This window comes from Pseudomonas sp. SDO5522_S412 (genome assembly GCF_054071215.1).
Genome location: NZ_JBSVWQ010000093.1, coordinates 1 through 23,068, shown reverse-complemented (window position 1 = coordinate 23,068; position 23,068 = coordinate 1). Strand labels below are relative to the sequence as shown.

Here is a 23,068-nt window from a genome sequence, read left to right as displayed (position 1 = left end):
CACATTTGACCGAGTTCCAACTTTGGAATGCAGCCGAATGTGGGAGCGGGCTTGCTCGCGAAGGGCGCGCCACGGTTTCAGCTAAAACTCAGTAGCCGTAGCGCTTGCTGGCCTCAATCGCCAGACCACTGCCAATACTGCCAAAGATGTTCCCTTCCACATGCTGCGCATTCGGCAGCATCGCCGAGATGCTGTGGCGCAGCGCCGGAATCCCGCTGGAACCCCCGGTAAAGAACACCGTGTCCACCTGGGCCACGTCCACCGAGGCGTCGTTGAGCAGTTGCGTCACCGCATTGCGCACCCGCTCCAGCAAGCCATCGATGGCCGACTCGAACAGCGCCCGGCTCAATTCCACGCTCAACCCCGGCTCGACCCGGTCCAGCAGCACATGGCGGCTGTCCTGCCGGGTCAGCTGAATCTTGGTTTCTTCCACTTCCATCGCCAACCAGTGCCCGGCGCGCTGTTCGATCAGGTTGAACAGGCGGTCGATGCCACCCGTGTCCTCGATGTCGTAGCGCATGCTGCCCAGCGCCAGCTTGGATTTCTGCGAGTACACCGAGTTGATGGTGTGCCAGGTCGCCAGGTTCATGTGGTGGCTGGTGGGCATATAAGCGCCGCTCTTCATGCGGCTGCCGTAGCCGAACAGCGGCATCATGCCGGCCAGCGAGAGCTGCTTGTCGAAGTCGGTACCGCCGATGTGCACACCGCCGGTGGCGAGGATGTCGTCGTGGCGGTTGTCGATCTGGCGGCGCTCGGGCGACAGGCGCACCAGGGAGAAGTCGGAGGTACCCCCGCCGATGTCGACAATCAGCACCAGCTCTTCTTTCTCGATGGTGGACTCGTAGTCGAAGGCCGCGGCAATCGGTTCGTACTGGAACGAGATGTCCTTGAAGCCGATCTTGCGGGCCACGTCCACCAGGGTGTTCTCGGCTTCCTGGTCGGCCATCGGGTCGTCGTCGACGAAAAATACCGGACGGCCCAGCACCACTTCTTCGAACTCACGCCCGGCGGTGGTCTCGGCGCGGCTCTTGAGTTGGCCGATAAACAGCGCCAGCAGGTCGGTGAACGGCATGGCCGTGCCCAATACACTGGTGTCGTGCTTGATCAGCTTGGAACCCAGCAGGCTCTTGAGCGAGCGCATCAGCCGGCCTTCGTAGTTTTCCAGGTACTCGTGCAGGGCCAGGCGACCGTACACCGGGCGGCGCTCTTCGAAGTTGAAGAACACCACCGACGGCAGCGTGATCTTGTCGTCCTCCAGCGCGATAAGCGTTTCCATGCCGGGACGAATCCAGCCGACGGTGGAGTTGGACGTGCCGAAGTCGATACCGCAGGCACGGGCTGGGGATGGGTTTTTCATGTCAATCGGGTTCCGGTTGAAAAACGGCCGCGCAGTGTATGCCACCCGCGTGCAGATGCGTAGGCCGACTATCCGCTAAATACAACGCACTTGTTACCTTGAAAGCCCGGCCTTTGCCCCCAAATCCTCCCCATACGGTTGGTGGCTGCAGGATTCTGCCCGCAGCGCCGATAAACTTCTGACGCACCCTTCGGTCACAAGATTGAGATCGGTCAATCCAGACGCCGCAAACAGGCGCATGCTGTGACGCTGGCAGTGCGATATCGATAATGGATGGTGATGCCCCCGATGGACTTCAAAGACTATTACAAGATTCTCGGTGTAGAACCCACCGCTGACGACAAGGCGATCAAGGCCGCCTATCGCAAGCTGGCGCGCAAATATCACCCGGACGTGAGCAAGGAAAAGGACGCTGAAGCCAAGTTCAAGGACGCGTCCGAAGCCTATGAAGCGCTGAAAAGTGCCGACAAGCGCGCCGAATACGACGATCTGCGCAAGTACGGCCAGCATGGCCAGCCGTTCCAGGGCCCGCCAGGCTGGCAGAGCCGTGGTGGCTATGGCGGCGGTGGCCAGGACACCGGCGACTTCTCGGACTTCTTCAGCTCGATCTTCGGTTCGCGCGGCAATGGTTTTGGTGGTGCCCAGGGCCGCAGTGCCGGGCGTCGAGGGCAAGATGTGGAAATGGAACTGCCGGTCTTCCTCGAAGAGACCCTGTCCAACGAGTCCAAGCAGGTCAACTTCCAGGTGCCGCAATACAACGCGGCCGGCCAGCACGTCAGCAACACCACCAAGAGCCTGAACGTGAAGATCCCGGCCGGTGTGGCCGACGGCGAGCGCATCCGCCTCAAGGGCCAGGGCGCGCCTGGGATTGGCGGTGGTGCCAATGGTGATCTGTACTTGATCATCAAGTTCGCGCCACACCCTAAATTCGATGTGGAAGGTGAGAACCTGATCATCACCCTGCCACTGGCCCCGTGGGAGCTGGCGTTGGGCACGGAAGTGGCGGTGCCGACCCTCACCGGCAAGATCAACCTCAAGGTGCCGGCCGGCAGCCAGAACGGCCAGCGCATGCGCGCCAAGGGCCATGGCTTGTTGAACAAGGCCGGGCAGCGCGGTTACCTGTTTGTGCAACTCAAGGCGGTGATGCCGAAAAACACCGACGACGAGGTCAAGGCGTTGTGGCAGGAACTGGCACAAAAAGCCGCCTTCGATCCAAGAGAATCATGGAGTAGCTAACGATGAGCAGTCCCCGTTTGGTTCAAGTGAACATGGCAGAATTCTGTGAGGCCACCGACCTGTCGGTGGCCTACGTGATCGAAATCGTCGAGCACGGCATCGTTGAACCGGTGGGGACCAGTCCCGAGTCCTGGCGCTTCACCGATTACGAACTGGCCCTGGCCAAGCGCGCCTCGGCGCTGCAAAAGGACCTGGAGCTGGAATGGGAAGGCGTCGCCCTGGCGCTCGACCTGCTGGAAGAGGTCCAGCAACTGCGGGCCGAGAACCAGATGCTCAAGCAACGGCTGGGGCGGTTGGTGCAAACGCCCTGAATCCATCAGGTGATGCTGCAGCGCGCCTTGCACGGCACCCAGTCGCGCAGGGTCAGCGAGCGAATCAGTTGCGCCTCGTCCACGGCCAGTTGCAGTTGCACATTTTCAGCCTGGGTTGCGTATGCCTCATCACTGAGGGCGCCCGCATCGTGTTCCTCGGATAACGCATTCAAGCGCACGTCATGGGGCTCCCTCAGGACTCTGAACTCATCGTCATAATGGTTGCGAATAAAGGCCTGCCAGAATTCGCGGCCTAACAGCGACTGTACGAGCTTCTTGGAGTTGTCCAGTTTTTCTATTGTGATGGCGGCATTATTCAGGATCTGCGGCGCTACCTGTCCCGTTGCGAGGTAGCGGGCATCGTTGGGCTGACCGGGCAGGCCGAGGCGGCGGGCCAGGCCCATGCGATAGGCCAGGCGAATTTCAATATCTTCCAGTTTTTCCAGGGCGGCGACTTTTTGTTCAGGGGTCATGGTCGACGTGCGAATCATGCCTTCTCGAACCCGAATGTCTGCGCTGGCTAATTTTTCCACCTCGTCCAGGCGAAAAAGACCTTTGGCCAACGTGTAGAGTGCCGGTCCCGCCTCGCCATCGGCGGCATAGCGCGTGGCTTGCCACGTCAGCACCTTGGTCTCCATGTCACTGAACACCAGGGCCGACCGATCGCCGCAGCGCGGGTCACCCGCCAGGTTGAACAGCTCTTCACGCAAGCCATCGTCCCGGGCCGCATAGAGCAATTGCCACAGGCGCGATTGCAGGTCGGTATAGCGGCTGCGGTACTCCGCCGATTCTTTGAGGTTGTCGAGGATGTCGAGGAAGATCTGCGAACCGGGTTTCTCGGCAATCGACTCCCACAGGCTGCGTCGTACGTCGATTTCCTCGGGTGACAGACCATCCATCCAGTGCTGGTATGCCGGCTCCGGTGTGTCGTCCACGATCTGTTCTTGAGGCGCGTGAACCTCGACTGTAGCGGGCTGTGGCGCCCGATAACGCATCGCGCCGGGCTGCCGGCCCGCTGCTGCCTCGCGGTGGAGCAAGGTTGCATTGCTCCAATACTCGACCAACTGCCTGCGGGCTTCGGTGCTCAGCGGGTTGCCGTCGATAAAGGTGACGTTGTTGACGTAGATGAATGCCTCGGCCTCCTCGGGCAGCGGGTTGACCAGGGACTCGGGCAACTGCGTGATGCGGTTCTGCGCCAGGTTAACGATGTCCAACGCCTGATGTGGCCCCAAGCCCTGCGGCCACTCGGTGATCCCGGTGTTTTTCAAATTCACCCTACGCAGGTTCGGCAGGGTTGCGAAGTTGGGGGTACGCGCCAGGGGGTTGCGGCTCAGATTGATGATCTTGAGTGAGGTGAGCCCCTCCAGCAGATCCACGTCGGCCTCGCTCAGGGAAAGTTGGTTGCTCCTGAGGTCCAGGCGGGTAAGCCGAATCATCCGGGCAACGCTGGGCGGGATTGAACGCAACTCTCCGTACGACAGGTCGAGCCAACGGGTGTGACTGAAGTGGCCGAGAAACTCATCCAGGCCGTAAACGGATTGCATGCCCTGAAGCTTGATTGACCCAACGTGGCTGAAATCTGCTTCCAGCGCAGGCAAGTCGCCGACTCTCAAACCGAGTGCTTCAAGGGTGTAGCCGGCGGGAGAACCATCTTGGGCCAGCACTTTGGGAGTCATGCGCCGCCAGCACGCCTTGAGGTCTCGAGCGAATTGCTGGCGATGGTTGGCATCCCCTGCACGCAGGTTTTCGCTGTCGGCAGCCACCAGGAACCGTTGTGTGGCCCAGGCGTTCAGTTGGGTGCTCAAGGTTTGCCACTCGCCTTCCAGGCGCGTCAGTTCAGCCGGCGCCCCGTCGCCTGCGTGCAATACGAATTGCTCGTTTTCCTCCTCGCTGTAGCCGGGAAACAGGTCCCTTATCCGCCGCATTTCGTCGGTGTGGCTCAAGGGTACTTCGAAGGCGCCAGGCTGGCCGCCGTTGCGCCAGCCCGGGCGAGTTTGTGCCAGGCGAGCGATGTACGCCCGCATCTGCTGATTGGCTTGCGGGGTGAATGGGTTGTCACGCAGGCGGGTCATGCGGTTGAGACGGATGCTGGCTTCCACGTTTTCGGGGGCTGGGTTGAGCAGGCTGTCGGGCACCGCGCTCAGGTGATTGCCGGACAGGTCGACTTCTCTCAGCTCCGGCAGTTCCAGCAGGCCTGTGGGCCACTGATTGATCCGGGTGTCACGCAGCTCCAGCTTGCGCAGTCGTAGCAGCGGGCTGAAATCCGGCAGGGTGCCCAAGGGGTTGTCGTTCAGGCACAGTTCTTCCAGGCGGCTCAGGCCGGCCAGTTGGCCGGCGCTGATTTCGCTCAGGCGGATGGCATTTTTCGACAGGTCCAGGTGCGTCAGCGCCTTTATGGCCGTGATTGCTTCGGGCAGTTCGGTCAGCGTATGGCGTCCGATACCGCCGACTTGTTTGAGGGTCAAACGTTTCAGATTGGGGAAGTTGCCAAGGAACTGCCCGGGGCCGTCGGTGAAGCTCACGTAGTCGAGAACCAACTCCTCGACATGGCCAAAATCGGCGTTGAGTTTGGGCAGGTTCACCTGGGCGCTGATTTCCAGTCGGCGCCCGGTGTATGTCCCGGCACGGTCCACGGTCTGTCGACGCCAGCAATCTCTCAACGCATCGGCCACTGACTGCTCCCGGCCTCCCGGGTTTACCTCAAATGGACGCCGGCTCGTATCTTCTCGGGCACTGCGTTTCACCCAGTCCTTGAGTGCGTGTTTGAGGGCGGCGTATTGGTCTTCCCGGCGCGTCAATTCAGTGCGCGCATCGCTCCCGAGGGTCTCGATGAAGGCTGTGGCCTGCTCGTCGCTGAACCCAGGATACAGCTTGCGCACCCGCGTATGGGTGCTGCGCAATTGAGTGAGTTTGTGCAGCGGGGAGCCGCCCCGCAGGCGCAGGTCTCCTGCCAAGGGTTTGCGCAGCAACGGGTATTCCAGCAGCACCGAGCGCAGCTCGTCCCGGGCCAATGGCGTTTGACGCACCCGTTGCTTCAAGGTGCCGGCGTCCCGTGCGGCTTCGCCAAGTGCTCGACGCTGGCCCTGTTCAAGACGTGCCAGAACGGCGCCATACAGGTCGGTGGCGCCGAACGCCCCGTCTTCACCCATCGCCAGCATCAGCGGCGGTGCGTCGGCCTCTGGACCGACGGCGTCGATCAGTGGCCCCTGTTCGCTGCCCAAGCGGATTTCCACCCGCAGGCTCGGGTCCCAACCCGGCAAGCTGGGCAGGGTATGCAGGGCCAAGCGCAGGCTGTCCGGGCTCTGCAGGGTGTCGAGGAACAAGCCTTCATAGGCCCGTGCCATGCGCACTTGCTGCTGGCTTTCGCGCGCCAGGGCGGTGAGCCTTGGTGACAACTGCTGATGGCCACTCAGCGTGGTTAAATCCGCGTCCGTGGCGGTTTCCAGCAACTGCCTGGCAACCTCCGCCGGCAGGCCGGAAAACCTGTCCATGAGCTGCTGTACCGGGGGCGAGCGGGTCAGGTTATGGGCGCGATAATCCGCGTCGAACAGCGAGGTCCGACTGTCCCGGGCGGCCTGGGCAACTTCCCGGCGCCACAGCATCGTCTGTTCGTCCAGCACCCGGGGAGTCGGGTCGAGGACCGCCGGATAGGTCAAGCCTCGGTGCGCCACCACGCGCTCGGTGATCGCCGGGTCGGCCAGCGCATAATCCAGCGGGTCGTCACTGCCCATCTTCTCGATAAAGGTCTCGATCCGCTGATGGATGCCAAAGCGCGCCAGGCTGTCACTCAACAGGGCGGGCGGCGGTTGCAGGTCCACATGCAGTTGGCGCAGTTGATCGGCGCGAGTGCCACTGGCCAGGCGTGCCTGTTCCAGTTGTGCGTCGCTCAAGCCCCGGGTGCGACAACCCAGGCGGCGCATCAGCGCCGGGCCGTCCCAGGTCAGCGGTTCTTCGCCTTCATGCAGCCAGGCACCTGCGCCGTTATGCGCCACCTGCGGGGCATAAGCGTCGGAGCGTGTGGGGTGTTGTATGCGATAGGTGTCGCCGTCGGGCTCGGGTTTGACGGCATACAGGTGATCGTCGAGGGGCAGCAGCGGCTGCTGGTCGTGGCTGTGCAAGCCCAGGTCATCAAACGTGGCGTCCTTGGGCAATACGACGGGGCTGCGATAAGGCGTAAGGTCCGGCTTCCACAGCCGTAGCTCGCCACCTGGCAAACGCACCGGCTTGAGCTCCTGTACCAACGCGGGTGTAGGCGGTGCCGCGAGTTTTTGCAGGCCTTTCCCCGCACCGGCCAGCAGCGCCATGGCGGCCAGGTTTTGCGCGACGTCGAACCAGTGCGCCTTGGCCGTGTCCCGGTCGCCTTCGCCCCAGTCGATCACGCCTTCGAAGGTTTCGTAGAGCAATTGGCCCGCCATGGCGGCCAGCATGATTTCGCCGAGCACCGGGACGAACGCCAGTCCCAGGCCGAGCACGGTAGCGCCGGCCTCCAGCCAACGGGCGATTTTTTGCCCGCGCACCCGGGCGTCGACATCGGCGGTGGGCACTGCCTGGTCGCGCGCATCGCCGAGGGCCTTGTCGCGGCCATGCTCAAACAGGTTGGCCCACAGGTCGACGTTGTCAGCCCACAGGCCCTGTCTTGAGACCACCATCAGGTACAGGTCGGGAGCGCCCGTCTTCACCACCCTGCAGCCGGCTTTCGGGGGCGGAAGCGACTGGGGCATGACCGTCGTAGTCAATACCGGGAAGGCCAGTTGCAGCATCGTCTGGGTCACCGGCGAACGCGCTACTGCGTCGACGGCGGCGGTGGAGTCCGCAGCGGGTTCGGTAAACCGGTTGAAGAACGCCGGCTTGTCGTGTTCATTGAGAAACTGGCTGAAAAAATGCTGGTAGCTCGTGGGCGTCGGGCGGTTGTTATTGCCGGATTCGCTTGGCGCTTTGTCGCGCGCCGCCCACTGGCGGTTCAGTTCGGTTTTCAGCGCATCAAGGCTGTTGTAGCGCTTGAGCGGGTGCTCCGGATCGTGGGGCAGGTAGACGATGAAGTCGGTGGCATAGCGATATTTTTCCACCGGTGTAAACACCACGCTTCCCATGAGCGCGCGGTCCATCACGCTCAGGCAACTGAACCACACCGGCTTGCCGCCCAGCGTCGGGTTGCGTTCGCCGTCGACCACCTTGAGCACCATGGTGAAGTCATCCGGGAGAATGTCCTGCTTGAGCAGCGCCAGGTACGCCGCAGCCCTGAGGGCATCCTTCTGGCTGGTGATCACGGCGTCGCGCAACCGGGTGGCGGCCGTCTCGTCGGTGGGCAGTAATGTTTCCTTGAGGTGCGCCTGGTAGCGGGCACCCACGTCCAGCGTACGGCACAGCCTGATAAAGGCGGGTACGGTCAGCGCCGGGCTGATCCTGGGAGAGGCGCCTTCCCGGTCCGGGTATTGGGTGAACCCGGAGGCAGGATCGAATGCGCCGTCTTCACCTTCACTGGCTTCAAAGTTATGCAGGGCAGCCTGCACCAGCGACACCTCCAGTACTTTGTATTCGCCGGCCTTGATCCCCAGGGTGCCGAGCCTCAGCGGCTCATACAAACGAAGAAAGGTGCCTTCGACATCCACGGTGAGGTTGAATTGTTCTTTCAGCGCGCCGTTGAGCAGGCCTATGGCGAAGGGCTTGAGTGCCTGGACGTTGGCCAGGTGTTTATCCACCGCGTGTTGGGATTTGAAACTGGTTTCATTGAACGCCTTCAAGGTTCTTCGCTGCAGCGGCGACAAGCTGTCCATCCACTGCGCCTGTTCGAGCCTGGCCTGTTTCAACGCTTCTATGCGGTGGGCCGGCGCCTGTACCAGCCAGTCCGGAATGGCCTGGCGAATGAACGCACTGTTGTCGTCGGAAGATGAGAGGGGAGTAACGGAGGGGGCATCCTGCATGGGGGCATTCCTTTGGGTAAGCAAAGGAAAAAGGCTACTGAAAACCGCTGTGGATTAATAAGTCGAAAAGCCGCTGGATAGCACGCAATAGTTAACGCATCGGCCCCGGATTACCTATGGATCGACGACTTAATTACCCCATGGAAATCCCCCCGTGTGCATCAAGCCTGCCAGCGCTTTTTGAGTGTTCGTCCAGGGGGGGCAATCCGTTCAAATAGCTACCGCCGAGTGCCGGGGGCGACTGATTAAGGTCATTGCCTTAATTTCCCTATCGGTACTCGTTTATGCCAGCACCTCAAGCCTCCACCTCGCTCCTGCCGGGCGGCGAAGGGCGTCACTATGCACAGATCAAAGCCGCCATCCCCGAAAGCCTGGTCAGCGCATCTCCTGCCCTGCGTGCAGCCATCACGCAGGCCAAGCCAGAGATCCCCGCCTGGTATGCGGCCACCACCCCGGCACAGAAGGCTGCGCTGCAAAACCTGTTGGAGGCGAGCATCAAGTCTCACACTGCACTGGAGCAAGCGACCGGCAAGGTGCAAGAGGTCAACGCCTTCGCCCGGCCATTGCTTGAAGCCGCGTTGAAGGCCGCCGGGTTTGAGCTGGACGTCAACCAGGTGCATCTGCGCCTCTATGTACCGGTCGAAGGACTAGCGACAGGCTACCGGACCAAGACTTTGTCCCTGTTGCAAGCGGCCTTGAACAATTTTGAAGCGCGCGAGACCCGCGCCGGGTTCTTCGACAGTGCTTCAGGCTTTATCACCGCTCCCGGCGCGGATGGCCGTTTCGAGCGCCATACCACGACCCTGACGATCGAGACCTTCGCCCGGTTATGCCGCGACCTGGACCTGGGCAGGCTGTACCAGGAACACCTCACCACCTACCTGCTGCCCGTGCAAACCGTGTCCAGGAACCTGCTGCGTGAACGCTTTATCACCCGGCAAAAGGACGCCTTCAGAGCCGCCGCCTACGTGGCGTTGCTCAAAGGTGATATTCGCAGCGACGACTACGCGCTACTGCAGCGCATCGCCAATGGCGAGCGACGCATCAAGCACGAAGGCAAGCAGGTCTGGCACCGCTGGCCCAGTATCATGGAACTGCAAATGCACGGCTGCCTCATGATCGACCCGAGCGTGGAGCATGGGTATGGCACCTGGCTTATCGTCTACATCCCCGACCACCCCGAGCACCCCATCAAGCGCTACAAAACCTTTGCCGACTATGCAGAGGAAACGACCCGTGAGCTGACCGCTTACAGGCCAGAGGACTATTGGGACAGCAGGGGGGTTCAGGTCACGGCCCACCAACAGTTTTTCTCACGGTTCATCGGGAAAAAATACCTGGCTTACTACTACGGGCGGTTCACCGAGAAACGCGTCGATGAACCGCAAAGGCGCGTGGCCCTGGGCCCTGATCCAGCGTGGCGACAGTACTACGCAAGAAAATCCCTTACCGAACTCCAGGCGATCAACGCCGTCATAAAGTCCCCGCGACATATCAGCCGCACGCCGCAGGACCAGCCAAACCTGAACCTCAACGCCCACCCGATCAAGGGGCTGTGGATCGACGTCGACCCTTGGGACGAGCTGTACGCCGACATGCGCAAGCGCGCACTCGACGATGGGTTGAGCATGGCGATACCCACCGCTCACACCGACGCGGCTGGCCACGACCGGCGGATGGCGCATCTGATGAACATCGGCCTGTTCACCTTGAACCTGGTGTCGATGTTCATTCCGCCCTTGGGTGCACTGATGGCGGTGGTCACGGCCGGGCAACTGCTGTACGAAGTACTGGAGGGCGTGGTTGAACTCGGCCAGGGTGACCGCGAGGCCGGCTGGGCGCATATCGCTGACGTGCTGGAAAATCTCGCGCAACTGGCGGTGGGCGGCGCTGCGTTGCATATCAGCCTGTCGCCGTTTATCGAAGGACTCAAGGCGGTCAGGCTGCCGTCGGGCAAGGCCCGCTTGTGGAAGCCGGACCTTGCGCCCTATGCGCAGGACATCCGACTGCCGGCAGGCTCGGTTCCCGACCAGGCGGGACTACATACCGTCAATGGGCGCCAGGTCGTGTCGGTGGACGGCAATCGCTACGCCGTGACCGCGCAAGACGAACCGGGCGTGTACCGGGTCCAGCACCCCAGCAGGCCCGAGGCGTATGAGCCTCAGATCGTCAACAACGGTTCTGGCGCCTGGACCCATGAGGCCGATGAGCCCCTGACGTGGCAAGGTGCTCCGCTGATGCGGCGACTGAGCCATGTAATGGAAGGCCTGAGCGATACGCAGTTGGAGCAGGTGCGCAAGATCAGTGACACCGATGAAAGCGTGCTGCGCCGGCTGTACGTGGAAAGCGAGCCGACGCCGGCAATCACACTCGACACGGCGGTGCGCATGCGGGCTTACGGGCGTGCCGAAAGCTTGAGTGGGCAGATCCTTGCGGGGTCGATGTCGATGGACCTGGGTAGCTACGCCGCGTCGTTGATGGTGGAAATGACCGGCTGGCCGCCCGGCAGGACCATCGAAGTATTTGACGGCCAGGGCACCAGCAGGACGGCTGCCCTGTATGGCCAACCTCATGCGCCCGGGACGGAACTGATCAGCATCAGCCGCATAGACCTGTTCGGTGGCAAGCTGCCGGCGTTGATCGTCGAGAGTTTGCCCGAGGAGCAGCTTAAAAACCTGCTCGGCCAGCATATGCCCTACGGGGCCGCGCTGCGTAGCCAGGCGTTGCAGGAACGGCTGGGAATCTATGCAAAACAGTCCCTGCGGCGGGTGTTCGACAGCCTTTACCTCGGGCGGTCATCGCCTGGCAGCGCCGAACTGCAACTGTTCGCGCGCGACTTCAAAAGCCTGCCACCGGTCATGGTCGAGGAACTGCTGGAAGGTGCCAGCCCCTCGCAGCGGGCGAGCCTGGTCAACAATCGCAAGATTCCCCTGGAGCTGGCGCAGCAAGCGCGCCGGCAACTTGGGCATCTGCGTCTGGCCCGGGCGTACGAAGGGCTTTATCTGGACGAGTTGGCCAATGTCGACACCGAAGCGCTGGCGCTCAACACGCTGGAGCGCCTTCCTGGCTGGCGAAACGACTTGCGCATTGAGGTTCGCGAAGGCTCCCTGGCCGGAAGCCTGCGTGCCGGCTATGGCCCACCCGAGTCCGCGCACCGCAAGGTATTGGTGCACAGGGGCGATGGACGCTACGAGGCGTTTGACGCGCGAGGGCAAAGCCTGCATGTCGTCGACAATCTGTACGGCGCCTTGCAACATGCCCTGCCAGACACCCACCGCCAGTCTCTGGGATTGCCAGGCATTGGGCAGGGGCCGGAGTTAAGAGGCAAAATCCAGGAACATGCCCTGTCGCGCGGTGCCTTGCGCAAGGTGCTGCAGATGCAACCCGCCCAACCGTTCTTCAAACCGCTATCGCAGTTGTCGGGCGGCAGGCGTGGGTACCCCTTGAGCGGGCGCGGCGGTTGGGCGTTTGAGCGGAGCCTGCAGGCACGCATTCGCAACTTGTACCCGGACATCACCGCCAACGAAATTGCCGAGTTGCGACCTCTCGGCGATCCACTCGATCTCACCTGGGTACAGGAACTCGAAAGCGAATTCAGCAACCTGACTCAGACGTTGCGAACCTGGCAGATTAGCGCTCGCGCAGGCGCGTCGACCAGTGGCCAGGCGGCAGATCGGATTTATCGGGCCAGGGGCCGGATCGTCAAGGCCATTGAGGCGGCCTGGCGCAGAACCGGGGTGCGGGATATCGACGGCAATGGTCGATACCTCGGCCAGGCCATCAAGTGGGATGGGGTCGAATTGCGCCAGCAGTTGCGCACCCTGCCGCCATTGCCGGCCGACTTTGATCACGTCAGTAAGCTGACCCTGCGCAGCATGGCCTTGACCAGTGACGACGTCGACGGGTTTGTTTCCAACTTTCGCAGCCTGCGCAGCTTGTCCGTGCAAGCCTGCCGGTTGACGCGGCTGCCGCCGGCCATTGCCGCCATGCCGCACCTGACCGAGTTGTATCTGGGAGGCAATGAAATAGTCCTGAGTCAGGAGAGCGTCATGGTCTTGGGCAAACTGAAACAGCTCAAGGAGCTGTCGCTTGAAAGCAATCCATTGGGTCTGGCGCCGGACGTGAGTCGCATGCCTGATTTGCGCCAGCTGTGGCTGGCTGAAACAGATTTGGAGGAGTGGCCTGCCAGCGTGTTTCGCCTGCCGCGCCCACGGCATTTCATTCTGGATTTGCGTGAGAACGCGCTTATCCGCGTACCGGTATTTGCGCCGGGTTCTGATAACGCCCGGATCATCGCGCGCACGACGCTCTCCCGAGAGCTACTGAGTACTAAAGCCGTGAGCGATTTCAGGTTATATATCGAGGCAGCCGGTAATGATCCGGATCGTCAGCTTCCACCCAAAGGCCGGGCCGATAGCAAACTCTGGAAAACGGGATTGACCGACGAGGAATGGGAATCCAAGCAGCAATTGTGGCAAAGGCTGGAGGATGCCTTCGGTTCTGAAGCTTTTTTCAACGAAATTCGCTACCTGTCCAAATCAGGGGATGCCGTAGTCGAGGGCAAGCGCTACCTGCCGGAGCTGACTGCGAAAGTATGGCGCATGCTGGAGGCCATGGGCGAAGACGCCGAGTTGCGAGAGGAGCTGTTCCGCATGGCACAGTTCCCCACGGCTTGCGTGGATGCGGGGGCGCAGTTGTTCAATGCCATGGGGGTTGAAGTGTTGTTGCGCTCGGCCTATGCCAATGAAGACGCGAATGCGGTGAGAAGCAGCGTGCTCAAGTTGGCCAGGGGCAAGTGGCGATTGGAGGAGTTGGGGCGGATCGCTCATGCGCGCGTGGCACAATTGATCAGTCAAGGCGCCAGGTATAGGGAGTATGACCAGGAGGGCATGTTGGTCTCTCATTACGACAACGCAGGCAATGAGATCCCGCCTATTGATGAGGTCGAGATCTACCTGGCTTACACCTCCCAGCTATCCTCTCGCCTGGACTTGCCGTGGCAGGCCAGAACCATGCTGTACCGCGAAGAGTATGTGACGCCGGCCATGGTAGAGGCGGCGTACGAGCAGGTGACAGCGCTGGACCAGGGTGAGCAGTTGCGCAAGAACCTGATTGAGCAGCCGATGTGGAAGGAATTTCTGGAGCGGGCCCACAAGGTGGAATACTTGAGAATCTTCTGGAAATCTGACGCGTTGCTCGACTACGAGGACGCGCAAGCGCAATGGGCCAGGGATGGCGGCTTGTCTGCCGAGGCCAAGAAGGACCTGAGCGACACCATCGCCAGGACCGCCGATATCCTCGGTCGGCCGCGCGGTAACAGCCTGCCGGGAACCGTCATGAGTCGGGCTGAATACGACACTTCGCTTGCCAGCATCACCAGCGAACTCAACTCATTGAACACGACACTGACCGACCAGGCGATCAGTGCCGTATTTGGGGCTTAGAACAAGAAGTACCGCTGCGCCATCGGCAACACATCCGCAGGCTCACACCACAGCAATACTCCATCGGCCTTGACCTGGTAGGTCTGCGGGTCAACCTCGATATCCGGCAGGTAATCGTTGTGGATCAAGTCGGTTTTCTGCACCGCGCGGCAACCCTTGACCACGGCGATCTGCTTCTTCAACCCCAACTGCTCCGGCAGGCCTGCCGCCAACGCCGCCTGGCTGATAAAGGTCAGGCTGGTGGCGTGCAGCGAGCTGCCGAAGCTGGCGAACATCGGGCGGTAGTGCACCGGTTGCGGCGTCGGGATCGAGGCGTTGGCGTCGCCCATGAGGCTTGAGGCAATCGCGCCGCCCTTGAGAATCAGCGTCGGCTTGATCCCGAAAAACGCCGGGCGCCACAGCACCAGGTCGGCCCACTTGCCCACTTCAATCGAGCCCACTTCGTGGCTGATGCCGTGGGTAATCGCCGGGTTGATGGTGTACTTGGCGATGTAGCGTTTGGCGCGGAAGTTGTCATTGCCTTCGCCGTCGCCAGGCAATCGCCCGCGCTGTTTTTTCATCTTGTCGGCGGTCTGCCAGGTACGTGTGATCACCTCGCCAACCCGCCCCATGGCCTGGCTGTCGGAGCTGATCATCGAGAAAGCGCCGAGGTCATGAAGGATGTCTTCGGCGGCAATCGTTTCGCGGCGGATGCGGCTTTCGGCAAAGGCCACGTCTTCGGCAATGCTCGGGTCCAGGTGATGGCAGACCATCAACATGTCCAGGTGTTCGTCGATGGTGTTGCGGGTGAACGGCCGGGTTGGGTTGGTGGAGCTGGGCAGCACGTTGGGGAAGCCACAGGCCTTGATGATGTCTGGCGCGTGACCGCCACCGGCACCTTCGGTGTGGTAGGTGTGGATGGTGCGGCCCTTGAAGGCGGCGAGGGTGGTTTCGACAAAGCCGGATTCGTTGAGGGTGTCGCTGTGGATCGCCACCTGCACGTCGTACTCGTCGGCGACGCTCAGGCAGTTGTCGATGCTCGCCGGCGTGGTGCCCCAGTCCTCGTGCAGCTTCAAGCCAATGGCACCGGCCTTCACTTGTTCGATCAACGGCTCCGGCAGGCTGGCGTTGCCCTTGCCGGTGAAGCCGATGTTCATCGGGAACGAGTCGGAGGCCTGGAGCATGCGCGCCAGGTGCCATGGGCCGGAGGTGCAGGTGGTGGCGTTGGTGCCGGTGGCCGGCCCGGTGCCGCCGCCGATCATGGTGGTGACGCCGCTGGTCAGTGCTTCTTCGATTTGCTGTGGGCAAATGAAGTGGATGTGGGTGTCGATGCCGCCGGCGGTGAGGATCATGCCCTCACCGGCAATCACTTCGGTGCTGGCGCCGACGCAGATGGTCACGCCGGGCTGGATGTCCGGGTTGCCGGCCTTGCCGATGGCAAAGATGCGGCCGTTCTTCAGGCCGACGTCGGCCTTGACGATGCCCCAGTGGTCGATGATCAGCGCGTTGGTGATCAGGGTGTCGACCACCTCATGGGCGAGCAGTTGGCTCTGGCCCTGGCCATCACGGATCACCTTGCCGCCGCCGAACTTCACTTCTTCGCCGTAGACGGTGAAGTCCTGTTCGACTTCGACGAACAGCTCGGTGTCGGCCAAGCGGACCTTGTCACCAACGGTGGGGCCGTACATGTCGGCGTAGGCTTGTCTGGAAATCTTCATGTGTTTAGTTCCTGATCGTTCCCACGCTCTGCGTGGGAATGTCGCCCTGGACGCTCTGCGTCCGCTCTTGAAGGTCGTGACGCGGAGCGTCACAGGATGCATGCCCACGCAGAGCGTGGGAACGATCATTAATCCAGGTCGCCCATGATGCGCCCGGCAAACCCGAACACCCGGCGTTTGCCACTCAGCTCAACCAGTTCCACTTCACGACTCTGCCCCGGCTCAAAGCGCACGGCGGTGCCGGCCGGGATGTTCAGGCGCATGCCACGGCTGGCGGCACGGTCGAACGTCAGTGCGTCGTTGGTCTCGAAAAAGTGATAGTGGGAACCGACCTGGATCGGCCGGTCGCCGCTGTTGGCCACGCTCAGGGTGGCGGTGCGCCGGCCCACGTTGAGTTCGATGTCGCCAGGCTGGATCTGAAATTCGCCAGGAATCATGCAGGTTGCCCCAGGGTCTTGAAGTAGATGGCGGTCGGGGTGTAGCGCCCGTCCGGGCTTTGGCAGTAGTTGGGCAATTCACCGATCTTGGTATAACGCAGCGACTGGTAGAAGGCTTCGGCGCCGGAGCCGGCTTCGGTGTCCAGGTACAGCAGCCCGCGTTTGTACTGGCGGGCGCTCAGTTCCAGGGCGCTCATCAGTTGCTGGCCAAGGCCACGGCGCCGGGCCTCGCTGTGCACCAGCAGCTTCTGCACTTCGGCGCGGTTTAGGCCGTTGGCTTTCATGCATAGCGCCAATTGCACGCTGGCGATGACGTGTTCATCACGCACCACCACCCACAGCAGCAGGCTGCCATCGTTAAGACTGGCCTGCACGCCGTTGAGATAAGTGCCGGCCTGGCCTTCATCGAAGTCGGCCATGAAGCCCACCGATGCGCCGTGCTTCACGGCGTCCAGCAACAGCTCAATCAAACCCGGGCGGTAATGGGCAAAACTTTCGGCATTGACTCGACGCAGTTGGGCGTTCATCGGTGTCACTCCTTGGGCGGCACAGCGCCTGGGTTGAGCGTCAGTTGCATGAAGGTCAGGTCCAGCCAGCGCCCGAACTTGGTGCCGACCTGGGGCATCTGCCCGGTGGTGATGAAACCCAGGCGCTCATGCAGGCGGATCGAGGCCTGGTTGCCGCTCTCGATGGCGGCGACCATCACGTGTTTGTCGCAGGTTTTCGCCCGCTCGATCAGCACCTGCATCAACTGTGGGCCGAGGCCTTTGCCGCGCTGGTCGTTGCGCACGTACACCGAGTGTTCGACGGTGTGGCGAAAGCCCTCAAAGGGCCGCCAGTCGCCGAACGAGGCATAGCCGATGACCTGCTCGTCTTCGACGGCCACCAGGACCGGGTAAAACTGTGACTGACGAGCGCTGAACCAGGCCTGGCGGTTGCCCAGGTCTACCGGTTGTTCATTCCAGATCGCCGTGGTGTTGAGCACCGCGTCGTTGTAAATATCGCGAATCCCTGGCAAATCGGCGTGCACCGCATCACGAATCAAAAAGGACATGGTCGGGCCTCAGGCGATGGGTTGGTGGACGGTGACCAGCTTGGTGCCGTCGGGGAAGGTGGCTTCCACCTGGATGTCCGGGATCATTTCCGGGATGCCTTCCATCACCTGTTCGCGGGTGAGCAGGGTGGTGCCGAAGTGCATCAGCTCGGCCACGGTGCGGCCATCGCGGGCGCCTTCCATCAACGCGGCGGAGATGTAGGCGATGGTTTCCGGGTAGTTGAGCTTCACACCGCGCGCCAACCGTCGCTCGGCTACCAGGCCGGCGGTGAAGATCAGCAGTTTGTCTTTTTCCCGTGGGGTCAGGTCCATCGTTCAAGGTCCACTATGAAATACATTCGTAAAAACACCGGAGATCCAATGTGGGAGCGAGCAAGCCCGCTCCCACATTTTTAATCTTCATGTGCTCCAGATTCTCGGTGATACAGCCTCGCGGCCCAGCACGGCCGGGCGCAGCAGGCGCCACAGTGCGATCAGCCAGGCTCGCGCCAGCAGCGCTTCACTGGCCAGGCAGCGGGCCACCAGCAGGCCGGGCAATTGGGTCAGGTCGCCGCGTACCGGGTGGGGCAGGGAGCGACATTGCTCGAGCAGTTCAGGGTCGATTTCGCCGGTCACCAGCAAGGTCGCAAACACCGGTTGCCCGTCCAGCCCGATGGGTGAGTCGAGCAAACCGTCGGCGCCCACAATGCGCTGGCGCTCATGCCAAATCAACTGGCCGTCGCGGCGGATATCCAGGTGCGACTGGAAGTGCCCGAGGTCGAAACGCTCGCCGCTGGCGGGGCGCCCGAGGGCGACCACGTCCCAGTAAAACAGCCGGGCATCGCCTTGCAGGTCGATGCGGGTGGTGAGTTCGGCCTGGGCGGCGCTGAACACGATGGTCTCCTGCGGCAGCCATTCCAGCGTCGCGCCCGCCTCAACCGTCAGCTCCAGTTTCTGATACGCCGGCCCGCCGGCGCGGTACCACTTGGCCGCGCCGGGGCTGGTCAGTTGCGCCCACGCACCTTCGGCGACATGGGCGCTGATATCGAGACGATCACCGCCGGCAATCCCGCCCGGCGGGTGCACGATGATGTGCTGGCACACCTCGGGGCCTTCGGCGTACAGATGCTTTTGCACCCGCAGTGGGCCGAGGTGGCGGCGCATCACTGGGCGCGTGGTGTCGCCGAAACGCGCGTAGCCGAGTTCCAGCTCGGCGTGCCAGCTTGGGGTGAACAGCGCGGTGGGGGCAGGTAGGGTCATGGTCAGTGCTTATCGTTAGGACGCTACAGATTAGATCGTAACGAGCCCGCGCACACCCTCGCTTTCCATATTTTCTCCACGCCCCTGCTGGACGATTTCGCCCCGGGACATCACCAGGTACTGGTCGGCCAGTTCCGCGGCAAAATCATAGAACTGCTCCACCAGCAGAATCGCCATGTCGCCGCGTGCCGCGAGCTTCTTGATCACCGCGCCGATCTCCTTGATCACCGACGGCTGGATGCCTTCGGTGGGTTCATCGAGGATCAGCAGGCGCGGGCGGCTGGCCAGGGCCCGACCGATAGCCAGCTGCTGTTGCTGGCCGCCGGACAAGTCACCACCCCGGCGTTGCTTCATTTGCAGCAGCACCGGGAACAGCTCGTAGATGAAGGCGGGCACTTCCTTGGCTTCGGAGCCGGGGAAGCGTGACAGGCCCATCAGCAGGTTTTCTTCCACTGTCAGGCGGCCAAAAATCTCCCGGCCCTGGGGCACGTAAGCGATACCGGCGTGCACCCGCTGGTGCGGCTTGAAGCCGGTAATGGCGCGGCCTTCCCAGTTCACCGCACCTTCCTTGGCCGGCAGTAAACCCATCAGGCACTTGAGCAGGGTAGTCTTGCCCACGCCGTTGCGGCCCAGCAGGCAGGTGACTTCGCCGACTTTTACCTCAAAGGAAAGCCCGCGCAGGATGTGGCTACCGCCGTAGTACTGGTGCAGCTTGTCGACTTGCAGCATGTTCAGTTCCCCTTAATGATCGTTCCCACGCTCTGCGTGGGAATGCCGCAATGGACGCTCCGCGTCCGCCGTGTGACGCAGAGCGTCACCGGATGCATTCCCACGCGGAGCGTGGGAACGATCAGGTTCAGCGACCGAGGTAAACCTCGATCACCCGCTCATTTTCCTGCACCTGTTCCAGCGACCCTTCGGCCAGCACGCTGCCCTGGTGCAACACCGTCACGTGGTCGGCAATCGAGCCGACAAAGCCCATGTCGTGTTCCACCACCATCAGCGAATGCTTGCCCGCCAGGCGCTTGAACAGCTCGGCGGTGAACTCGGTTTCGGCATCGGTCATGCCCGCCACCGGTTCATCCAGCAGCAACAGTTGCGGGTCTTGCATCAGCAGCATGCCGATTTCCAGGAACTGTTTCTGGCCGTGGGACAGCAAGCCGGCCGGGCGATTGACTGAAGCGGTGAGGCGGATGGTGTCGAGCACTTCGCTGATGCGGTCTTTCTGCTCGCCACTCAAGCGCGCCCGCAGGCTGGCCCACACCGACTTGTCGGTCTTCTGCGCCAGCTCGAGGTTTTCGAACACGCTGAGGGCTTCGAATACCGTGGGCTTCTGGAACTTGCGACCGATGCCGGCCTGGGCGATCTGCACTTCGCTCATGCTCGTCAGGTCGAGGGTTTCGCCGAACCAGGCCTTGCCGTGGCTGGGCCGGGTCTTGCCGGTGATCACGTCCATCAGCGTGGTCTTGCCCGCGCCGTTGGGGCCGATGATGCAGCGCAATTCGCCGACGCCGATGTACAGGTTCAAGTCGTTCAATGCCTTGAAACCGTCGAAGCTGACGCTGATGTCTTCCAGGGTCAGGATCGTGCCGTGGCGGGTGTTCAGGCCTTTGCCGGCCGCCTGGCCGAGGCCGATGGCATCGCGGGCGCTGCCCTGGTCTTTGTTCGGTTCAAGAATGGGCTCGAGCATGAATTCCGCCGTCGCTGTAATTCTCATTGGTCGCCCCTTTTCTTCAGCAGGCCAATCACACCCTTGGGCAAATACAGGGTGACGATGATGAACAGCGCACCGAGGAAGAACAGCCAATACTCAGGAAACGCCACGGTGAACCAGCTCTTCATGCCGTTGACCACACCGGCGCCCAGCAGCGGGCCGATCAAGGTTCCACGCCCGCCGAGGGCCACCCACACAGCGGCCTCAATGGAGTTGGTCGGCGACATTTCGCTGGGGTTGATGATGCCCACTTGCGGCACATACAACGCGCCCGCCAAACCACACAGCACCGCGCTCAACACCCACACGAACAGCTTGAAGCCACGCGGGTCGTAGCCGCAGAACATCAGGCGGTTTTCCGCATCCCGCAGCGCCGTCAGCACCCGGCCGAACTTGCTCTGGGCCAGGCGCCAGCCGATGAACAGGCTCGCCACCAACAACACCACGGTGGCCACAAACAGCGTCGCTCGCGTGCCCGGCTCGGTGATGCCAAACCCGAGGATGCTGCGGAAATTGGTAAAGCCGTTATTGCCGCCAAACCCGGTCTCGTTGCGGAAGAACAACAGCATCCCGGCGAAGGTCAGGGCCTGGGTCATGATCGAGAAGTACACGCCCTTGATCCGTGAGCGGAAGGCGAAGAACCCGAACACCAGTGCCAGCAATCCCGGTGCCAACACCACCAGGCACATCGCCCAGAGGAAGTGGCTGGTGCCGGTCCAGTACCACGGCAACTCGGTCCACGACAAAAAGGTCATGAACGCCGGCAGCTCATCGCCGGACGCCTGGCGCATCAGGTACATGCCCATGGCATAACCGCCCAGCGCAAAGAACAGGCCGTGCCCGAGGGACAACATCCCGGCATAACCCCACACCAGGTCCAGCGCCAGGGCGACGATGGCGTAGCACAGAATCTTGCCCACCAACGTCAGGGTATAGGCGGAAACGTGCAGCGGATTTTCCGGTGACAACAGCGAGAACAACGGCAGCGCCAGCAGCAGGATCAGCACCACTGCACCGACCGCGACGGTCACCTTGGGGCCGGCCTTTTGCGCGGCCGTAAGCATCAATGGCTGGTTCATCAGTCGATCACCCGTCCTTTCAGTGCGAAGAGTCCTTGCGGGCGTTTCTGGATGAACAGAATGATCAGCGCGAGGATCAGGATCTTGCCGAGTACGGCACCGATCTGCGGCTCAAGAATCTTGTTGGCTATCCCCAGGCCGAAGGCGGCCATGACGCTACCGGCCAACTGGCCGACGCCGCCGAGCACCACCACCAGGAACGAGTCGATGATGTAGCTCTGGCCGAGGTCCGGGCCGACGTTGCCGATCTGGCTCAGGGCCACGCCACCGAGGCCCGCTATGCCGGAGCCGAGGCCAAAGGCGAGCATGTCCACGCGTCCGGTGGGCACGCCGCAGCAGGCGGCCATGTTGCGGTTCTGGGTGACGGCGCGCACGTTGAGGCCCAGGCGCGTCTTGTTCAGCAGCAGCCAAGTCAGCACCACCACGAACAGCGCGAAGGCGATGATCACGATGCGGTTGTACGGCAGCACCAGGTTGGGCAGCACCTGGATTCCCCCGGACAGCCACTCGGGGTTGGCCACTTCAACGTTCTGCGCACCGAACACCAGGCGCACCAGTTGGATCAGCATCAGGCTGATGCCCCAGGTGGCGAGCAGGGTTTCCAGCGGGCGGCCGTAGAGGTGACGAATCACCGTGCGCTCCAGGACCATGCCGATGGCGGCGGTGACAAAAAACGCCACCGGCAGCGCGATCAGCGGGTAGAACTCGATGGCCTGGGGCACGTAGCGCTGCATCAGCAACTGCACCACATAGGTGGAGTAGGCGCCGAGCATCAGCATCTCGCCGTGGGCCATGTTGATCACCCCGAGCAGGCCGAAGGTGATCGCCAGGCCGAGCGCCGCCAGCAGCAGGATCGAGCCCAGGGACATGCCGCTGAAGGCCTGGCCGAGAATCTCGCCCACCATCAGTTTGCGTTTGACCTGGGCCAGGCTGGTCTCGGCGGCGGTGTGCACCGTGGCGTCGGCTTCGACGCCGGGAGCGAGCAAGGCTTCCAGGCGAGTGCGGGCCAGCGGGTCGCCGGTGCCGCCGAGCAAGCGCACGGCGGCCAGGCGCACGGCCGGGTCGGGGTCTACCAGTTGCAGGTTGGCCAGGGCGAGACTGAGGGCTGTGTGTACGTCATCATTGGTTTCGCCGGCGAGTTGCTGGTCGAGGAATTTCAGCTGCGCAGGTTGTGCACTTTTTTGCAGAGTCTGGGCGGCGGCAAGGCGCACCTTGGGGTCGGCAGCGAGCAATTCCTGGCTGGCTTGCACGTTGTCGATCAGGCCGCGCAGGCGGTTGTTCAGGCGTACGGTCTTGGTTTCGCCGTTGACGCTGATCTGGCCTTGTTGCAGGGCGTCCACCAGCTCGATGCGCGCCGGGTCGGGCTGGGCGGCCCAGTCCTGGAGCAGCTTGGCTTGTTGCATCGGGTTGGCGTTGATGAAGTCTTCGGCGTCGCTGGCGTGTGCGGCGAGGGGCAGCAACAGCAGGGCGGCGAGGATGAAGCGGTATAGGGCAGTGGGCATACAAAATGTCCTGATCATGCACGGACAATGTGGGAGCGGGCTTGCTCGCGAAAGCGGTGTGTCAGTCGACGCATCCG

The 23,068-nt window shown here is 62.3% G+C and carries 15 protein-coding genes; 3 read left to right on the top strand and 12 right to left on the bottom strand.

The annotated features are described in order from the left end of the window. Positions 1-88: 88 nt before the first annotated feature. The gene (locus ACW9I6_RS18800; protein ID WP_087693124.1) at positions 89-1,357 is read right to left on the bottom strand and encodes an Hsp70 family protein; all 1,269 of its coding nucleotides are present in this window, start codon (positions 1,355-1,357) and stop codon (positions 89-91) included. Between the two features lie 288 nt (positions 1,358-1,645). On the opposite strand from ACW9I6_RS18800, the gene ACW9I6_RS18795 reads away from it, so the two are divergent. Both ACW9I6_RS18795 and ACW9I6_RS18790 read left to right on the top strand, forming a co-directional pair. Then, positions 1,646-2,593: a DnaJ C-terminal domain-containing protein gene (locus ACW9I6_RS18795; protein ID WP_008439071.1), complete on the top strand. Its 948-nt coding sequence runs from the start codon at positions 1,646-1,648 to the stop codon at positions 2,591-2,593. Positions 2,594-2,595: 2 nt separating this feature from the next. Continuing rightward, positions 2,596-2,904 (top strand): chaperone modulator CbpM, encoded by a 309-nt coding sequence (locus tag ACW9I6_RS18790; RefSeq protein WP_003217397.1) that lies wholly within the window; start codon positions 2,596-2,598, stop codon positions 2,902-2,904. A gap of 5 nt (positions 2,905-2,909) precedes the next feature. Here the strand turns inward: ACW9I6_RS18790 and ACW9I6_RS18785 are convergent, their stop codons facing one another. Further along, on the bottom strand, positions 2,910-8,825 hold the full coding sequence (locus ACW9I6_RS18785) for an NEL-type E3 ubiquitin ligase domain-containing protein (protein WP_457339654.1): 5,916 nt from the start codon (positions 8,823-8,825) through the stop codon (positions 2,910-2,912). Between the two features lie 284 nt (positions 8,826-9,109). Here ACW9I6_RS18785 and ACW9I6_RS18780 point away from each other — a divergent pair, with 284 nt between their 5' ends. Next, complete coding sequence (locus ACW9I6_RS18780) at positions 9,110-14,269, top strand: dermonecrotic toxin domain-containing protein (protein ID WP_457339653.1); 5,160 nt, start codon at positions 9,110-9,112, stop codon at positions 14,267-14,269. Here ACW9I6_RS18780 and ureC read toward each other — a convergent pair. From ureC to urtB, 10 genes are all read right to left on the bottom strand, one after another. Further along, positions 14,266-15,966: an urease subunit alpha gene (gene ureC / locus ACW9I6_RS18775; RefSeq protein WP_008439067.1), complete on the bottom strand. Its 1,701-nt coding sequence runs from the start codon at positions 15,964-15,966 to the stop codon at positions 14,266-14,268. The genes ACW9I6_RS18780 and ureC overlap by 4 nt on opposite strands. A 128-nt stretch (positions 15,967-16,094) precedes the next feature. Continuing rightward, entirely contained in the window at positions 16,095-16,403 is a 309-nt protein-coding gene (locus ACW9I6_RS18770; protein ID WP_003217389.1) for an urease subunit beta, read from the bottom strand. After that, positions 16,400-16,930, bottom strand: a complete 531-nt coding sequence (locus ACW9I6_RS18765; protein WP_457339652.1) for a GNAT family N-acetyltransferase — start codon at positions 16,928-16,930, stop codon at positions 16,400-16,402. Before ACW9I6_RS18765 ends, ACW9I6_RS18770 begins: the two co-directional genes overlap by 4 nt. A gap of 5 nt (positions 16,931-16,935) precedes the next feature. Further along, entirely contained in the window at positions 16,936-17,457 is a 522-nt protein-coding gene (locus ACW9I6_RS18760) for a GNAT family N-acetyltransferase (RefSeq protein ID WP_003217385.1), read from the bottom strand. A gap of 9 nt (positions 17,458-17,466) precedes the next feature. After that, a complete protein-coding gene (gene ureA, locus ACW9I6_RS18755; protein WP_003217383.1) occupies positions 17,467-17,769 on the bottom strand; it encodes an urease subunit gamma in 303 nt (100 codons plus the stop codon). An 87-nt stretch (positions 17,770-17,856) separates the two neighbouring features. Next, positions 17,857-18,696: an urease accessory protein UreD gene (locus ACW9I6_RS18750; RefSeq protein ID WP_003217381.1), complete on the bottom strand. Its 840-nt coding sequence runs from the start codon at positions 18,694-18,696 to the stop codon at positions 17,857-17,859. Positions 18,697-18,726: 30 nt separating this feature from the next. Beyond that, a complete protein-coding gene (urtE, locus tag ACW9I6_RS18745) occupies positions 18,727-19,425 on the bottom strand; it encodes an urea ABC transporter ATP-binding subunit UrtE (protein WP_003217380.1) in 699 nt (232 codons plus the stop codon). A 127-nt stretch (positions 19,426-19,552) separates the two neighbouring features. Beyond that, positions 19,553-20,413, bottom strand: coding sequence for an urea ABC transporter ATP-binding protein UrtD (gene urtD, locus ACW9I6_RS18740; RefSeq protein ID WP_003217378.1), 861 nt, complete (start codon positions 20,411-20,413; stop codon positions 19,553-19,555). Beyond that, complete coding sequence (gene urtC, locus ACW9I6_RS18735; RefSeq protein ID WP_457339651.1) at positions 20,410-21,489, bottom strand: urea ABC transporter permease subunit UrtC; 1,080 nt, start codon at positions 21,487-21,489, stop codon at positions 20,410-20,412. Before urtC ends, urtD begins: the two co-directional genes overlap by 4 nt. After that, complete coding sequence (urtB, locus tag ACW9I6_RS18730) at positions 21,489-22,991, bottom strand: urea ABC transporter permease subunit UrtB (protein WP_457339650.1); 1,503 nt, start codon at positions 22,989-22,991, stop codon at positions 21,489-21,491. The genes urtC and urtB overlap by 1 nt, the downstream gene beginning before the upstream one ends. Positions 22,992-23,068 lie beyond the last annotated feature (77 nt).

Excerpts from the sequence above, each read along its gene's own strand:
- ACW9I6_RS18800 (WP_087693124.1), bottom strand. The coding sequence starts at position 1,357 with ATGAAAAACCCATCCCCAGCCCGTGCCTGCGGTATCGACTTCGGCACG.
- ACW9I6_RS18795 (WP_008439071.1), top strand. The coding sequence starts at position 1,646 with ATGGACTTCAAAGACTATTACAAGATTCTCGGTGTAGAACCCACCGCT.
- ACW9I6_RS18790 (WP_003217397.1), top strand. The coding sequence starts at position 2,596 with ATGAGCAGTCCCCGTTTGGTTCAAGTGAACATGGCAGAATTCTGTGAG.
- ACW9I6_RS18785 (WP_457339654.1), bottom strand. The coding sequence starts at position 8,825 with ATGCAGGATGCCCCCTCCGTTACTCCCCTCTCATCTTCCGACGACAAC.
- ACW9I6_RS18780 (WP_457339653.1), top strand. The coding sequence starts at position 9,110 with ATGCCAGCACCTCAAGCCTCCACCTCGCTCCTGCCGGGCGGCGAAGGG.
- ureC (WP_008439067.1), bottom strand. The coding sequence starts at position 15,966 with ATGAAGATTTCCAGACAAGCCTACGCCGACATGTACGGCCCCACCGTT.
- ACW9I6_RS18770 (WP_003217389.1), bottom strand. The coding sequence starts at position 16,403 with ATGATTCCTGGCGAATTTCAGATCCAGCCTGGCGACATCGAACTCAAC.
- ACW9I6_RS18765 (WP_457339652.1), bottom strand. The coding sequence starts at position 16,930 with ATGAACGCCCAACTGCGTCGAGTCAATGCCGAAAGTTTTGCCCATTAC.
- ACW9I6_RS18760 (WP_003217385.1), bottom strand. The coding sequence starts at position 17,457 with ATGTCCTTTTTGATTCGTGATGCGGTGCACGCCGATTTGCCAGGGATT.
- ureA (WP_003217383.1), bottom strand. The coding sequence starts at position 17,769 with ATGGACCTGACCCCACGGGAAAAAGACAAACTGCTGATCTTCACCGCC.
- ACW9I6_RS18750 (WP_003217381.1), bottom strand. The coding sequence starts at position 18,696 with ATGACCCTACCTGCCCCCACCGCGCTGTTCACCCCAAGCTGGCACGCC.
- urtE (WP_003217380.1), bottom strand. The coding sequence starts at position 19,425 with ATGCTGCAAGTCGACAAGCTGCACCAGTACTACGGCGGTAGCCACATC.
- urtD (WP_003217378.1), bottom strand. The coding sequence starts at position 20,413 with ATGAGAATTACAGCGACGGCGGAATTCATGCTCGAGCCCATTCTTGAA.
- urtC (WP_457339651.1), bottom strand. The coding sequence starts at position 21,489 with ATGAACCAGCCATTGATGCTTACGGCCGCGCAAAAGGCCGGCCCCAAG.
- urtB (WP_457339650.1), bottom strand. The coding sequence starts at position 22,991 with ATGCCCACTGCCCTATACCGCTTCATCCTCGCCGCCCTGCTGTTGCTG.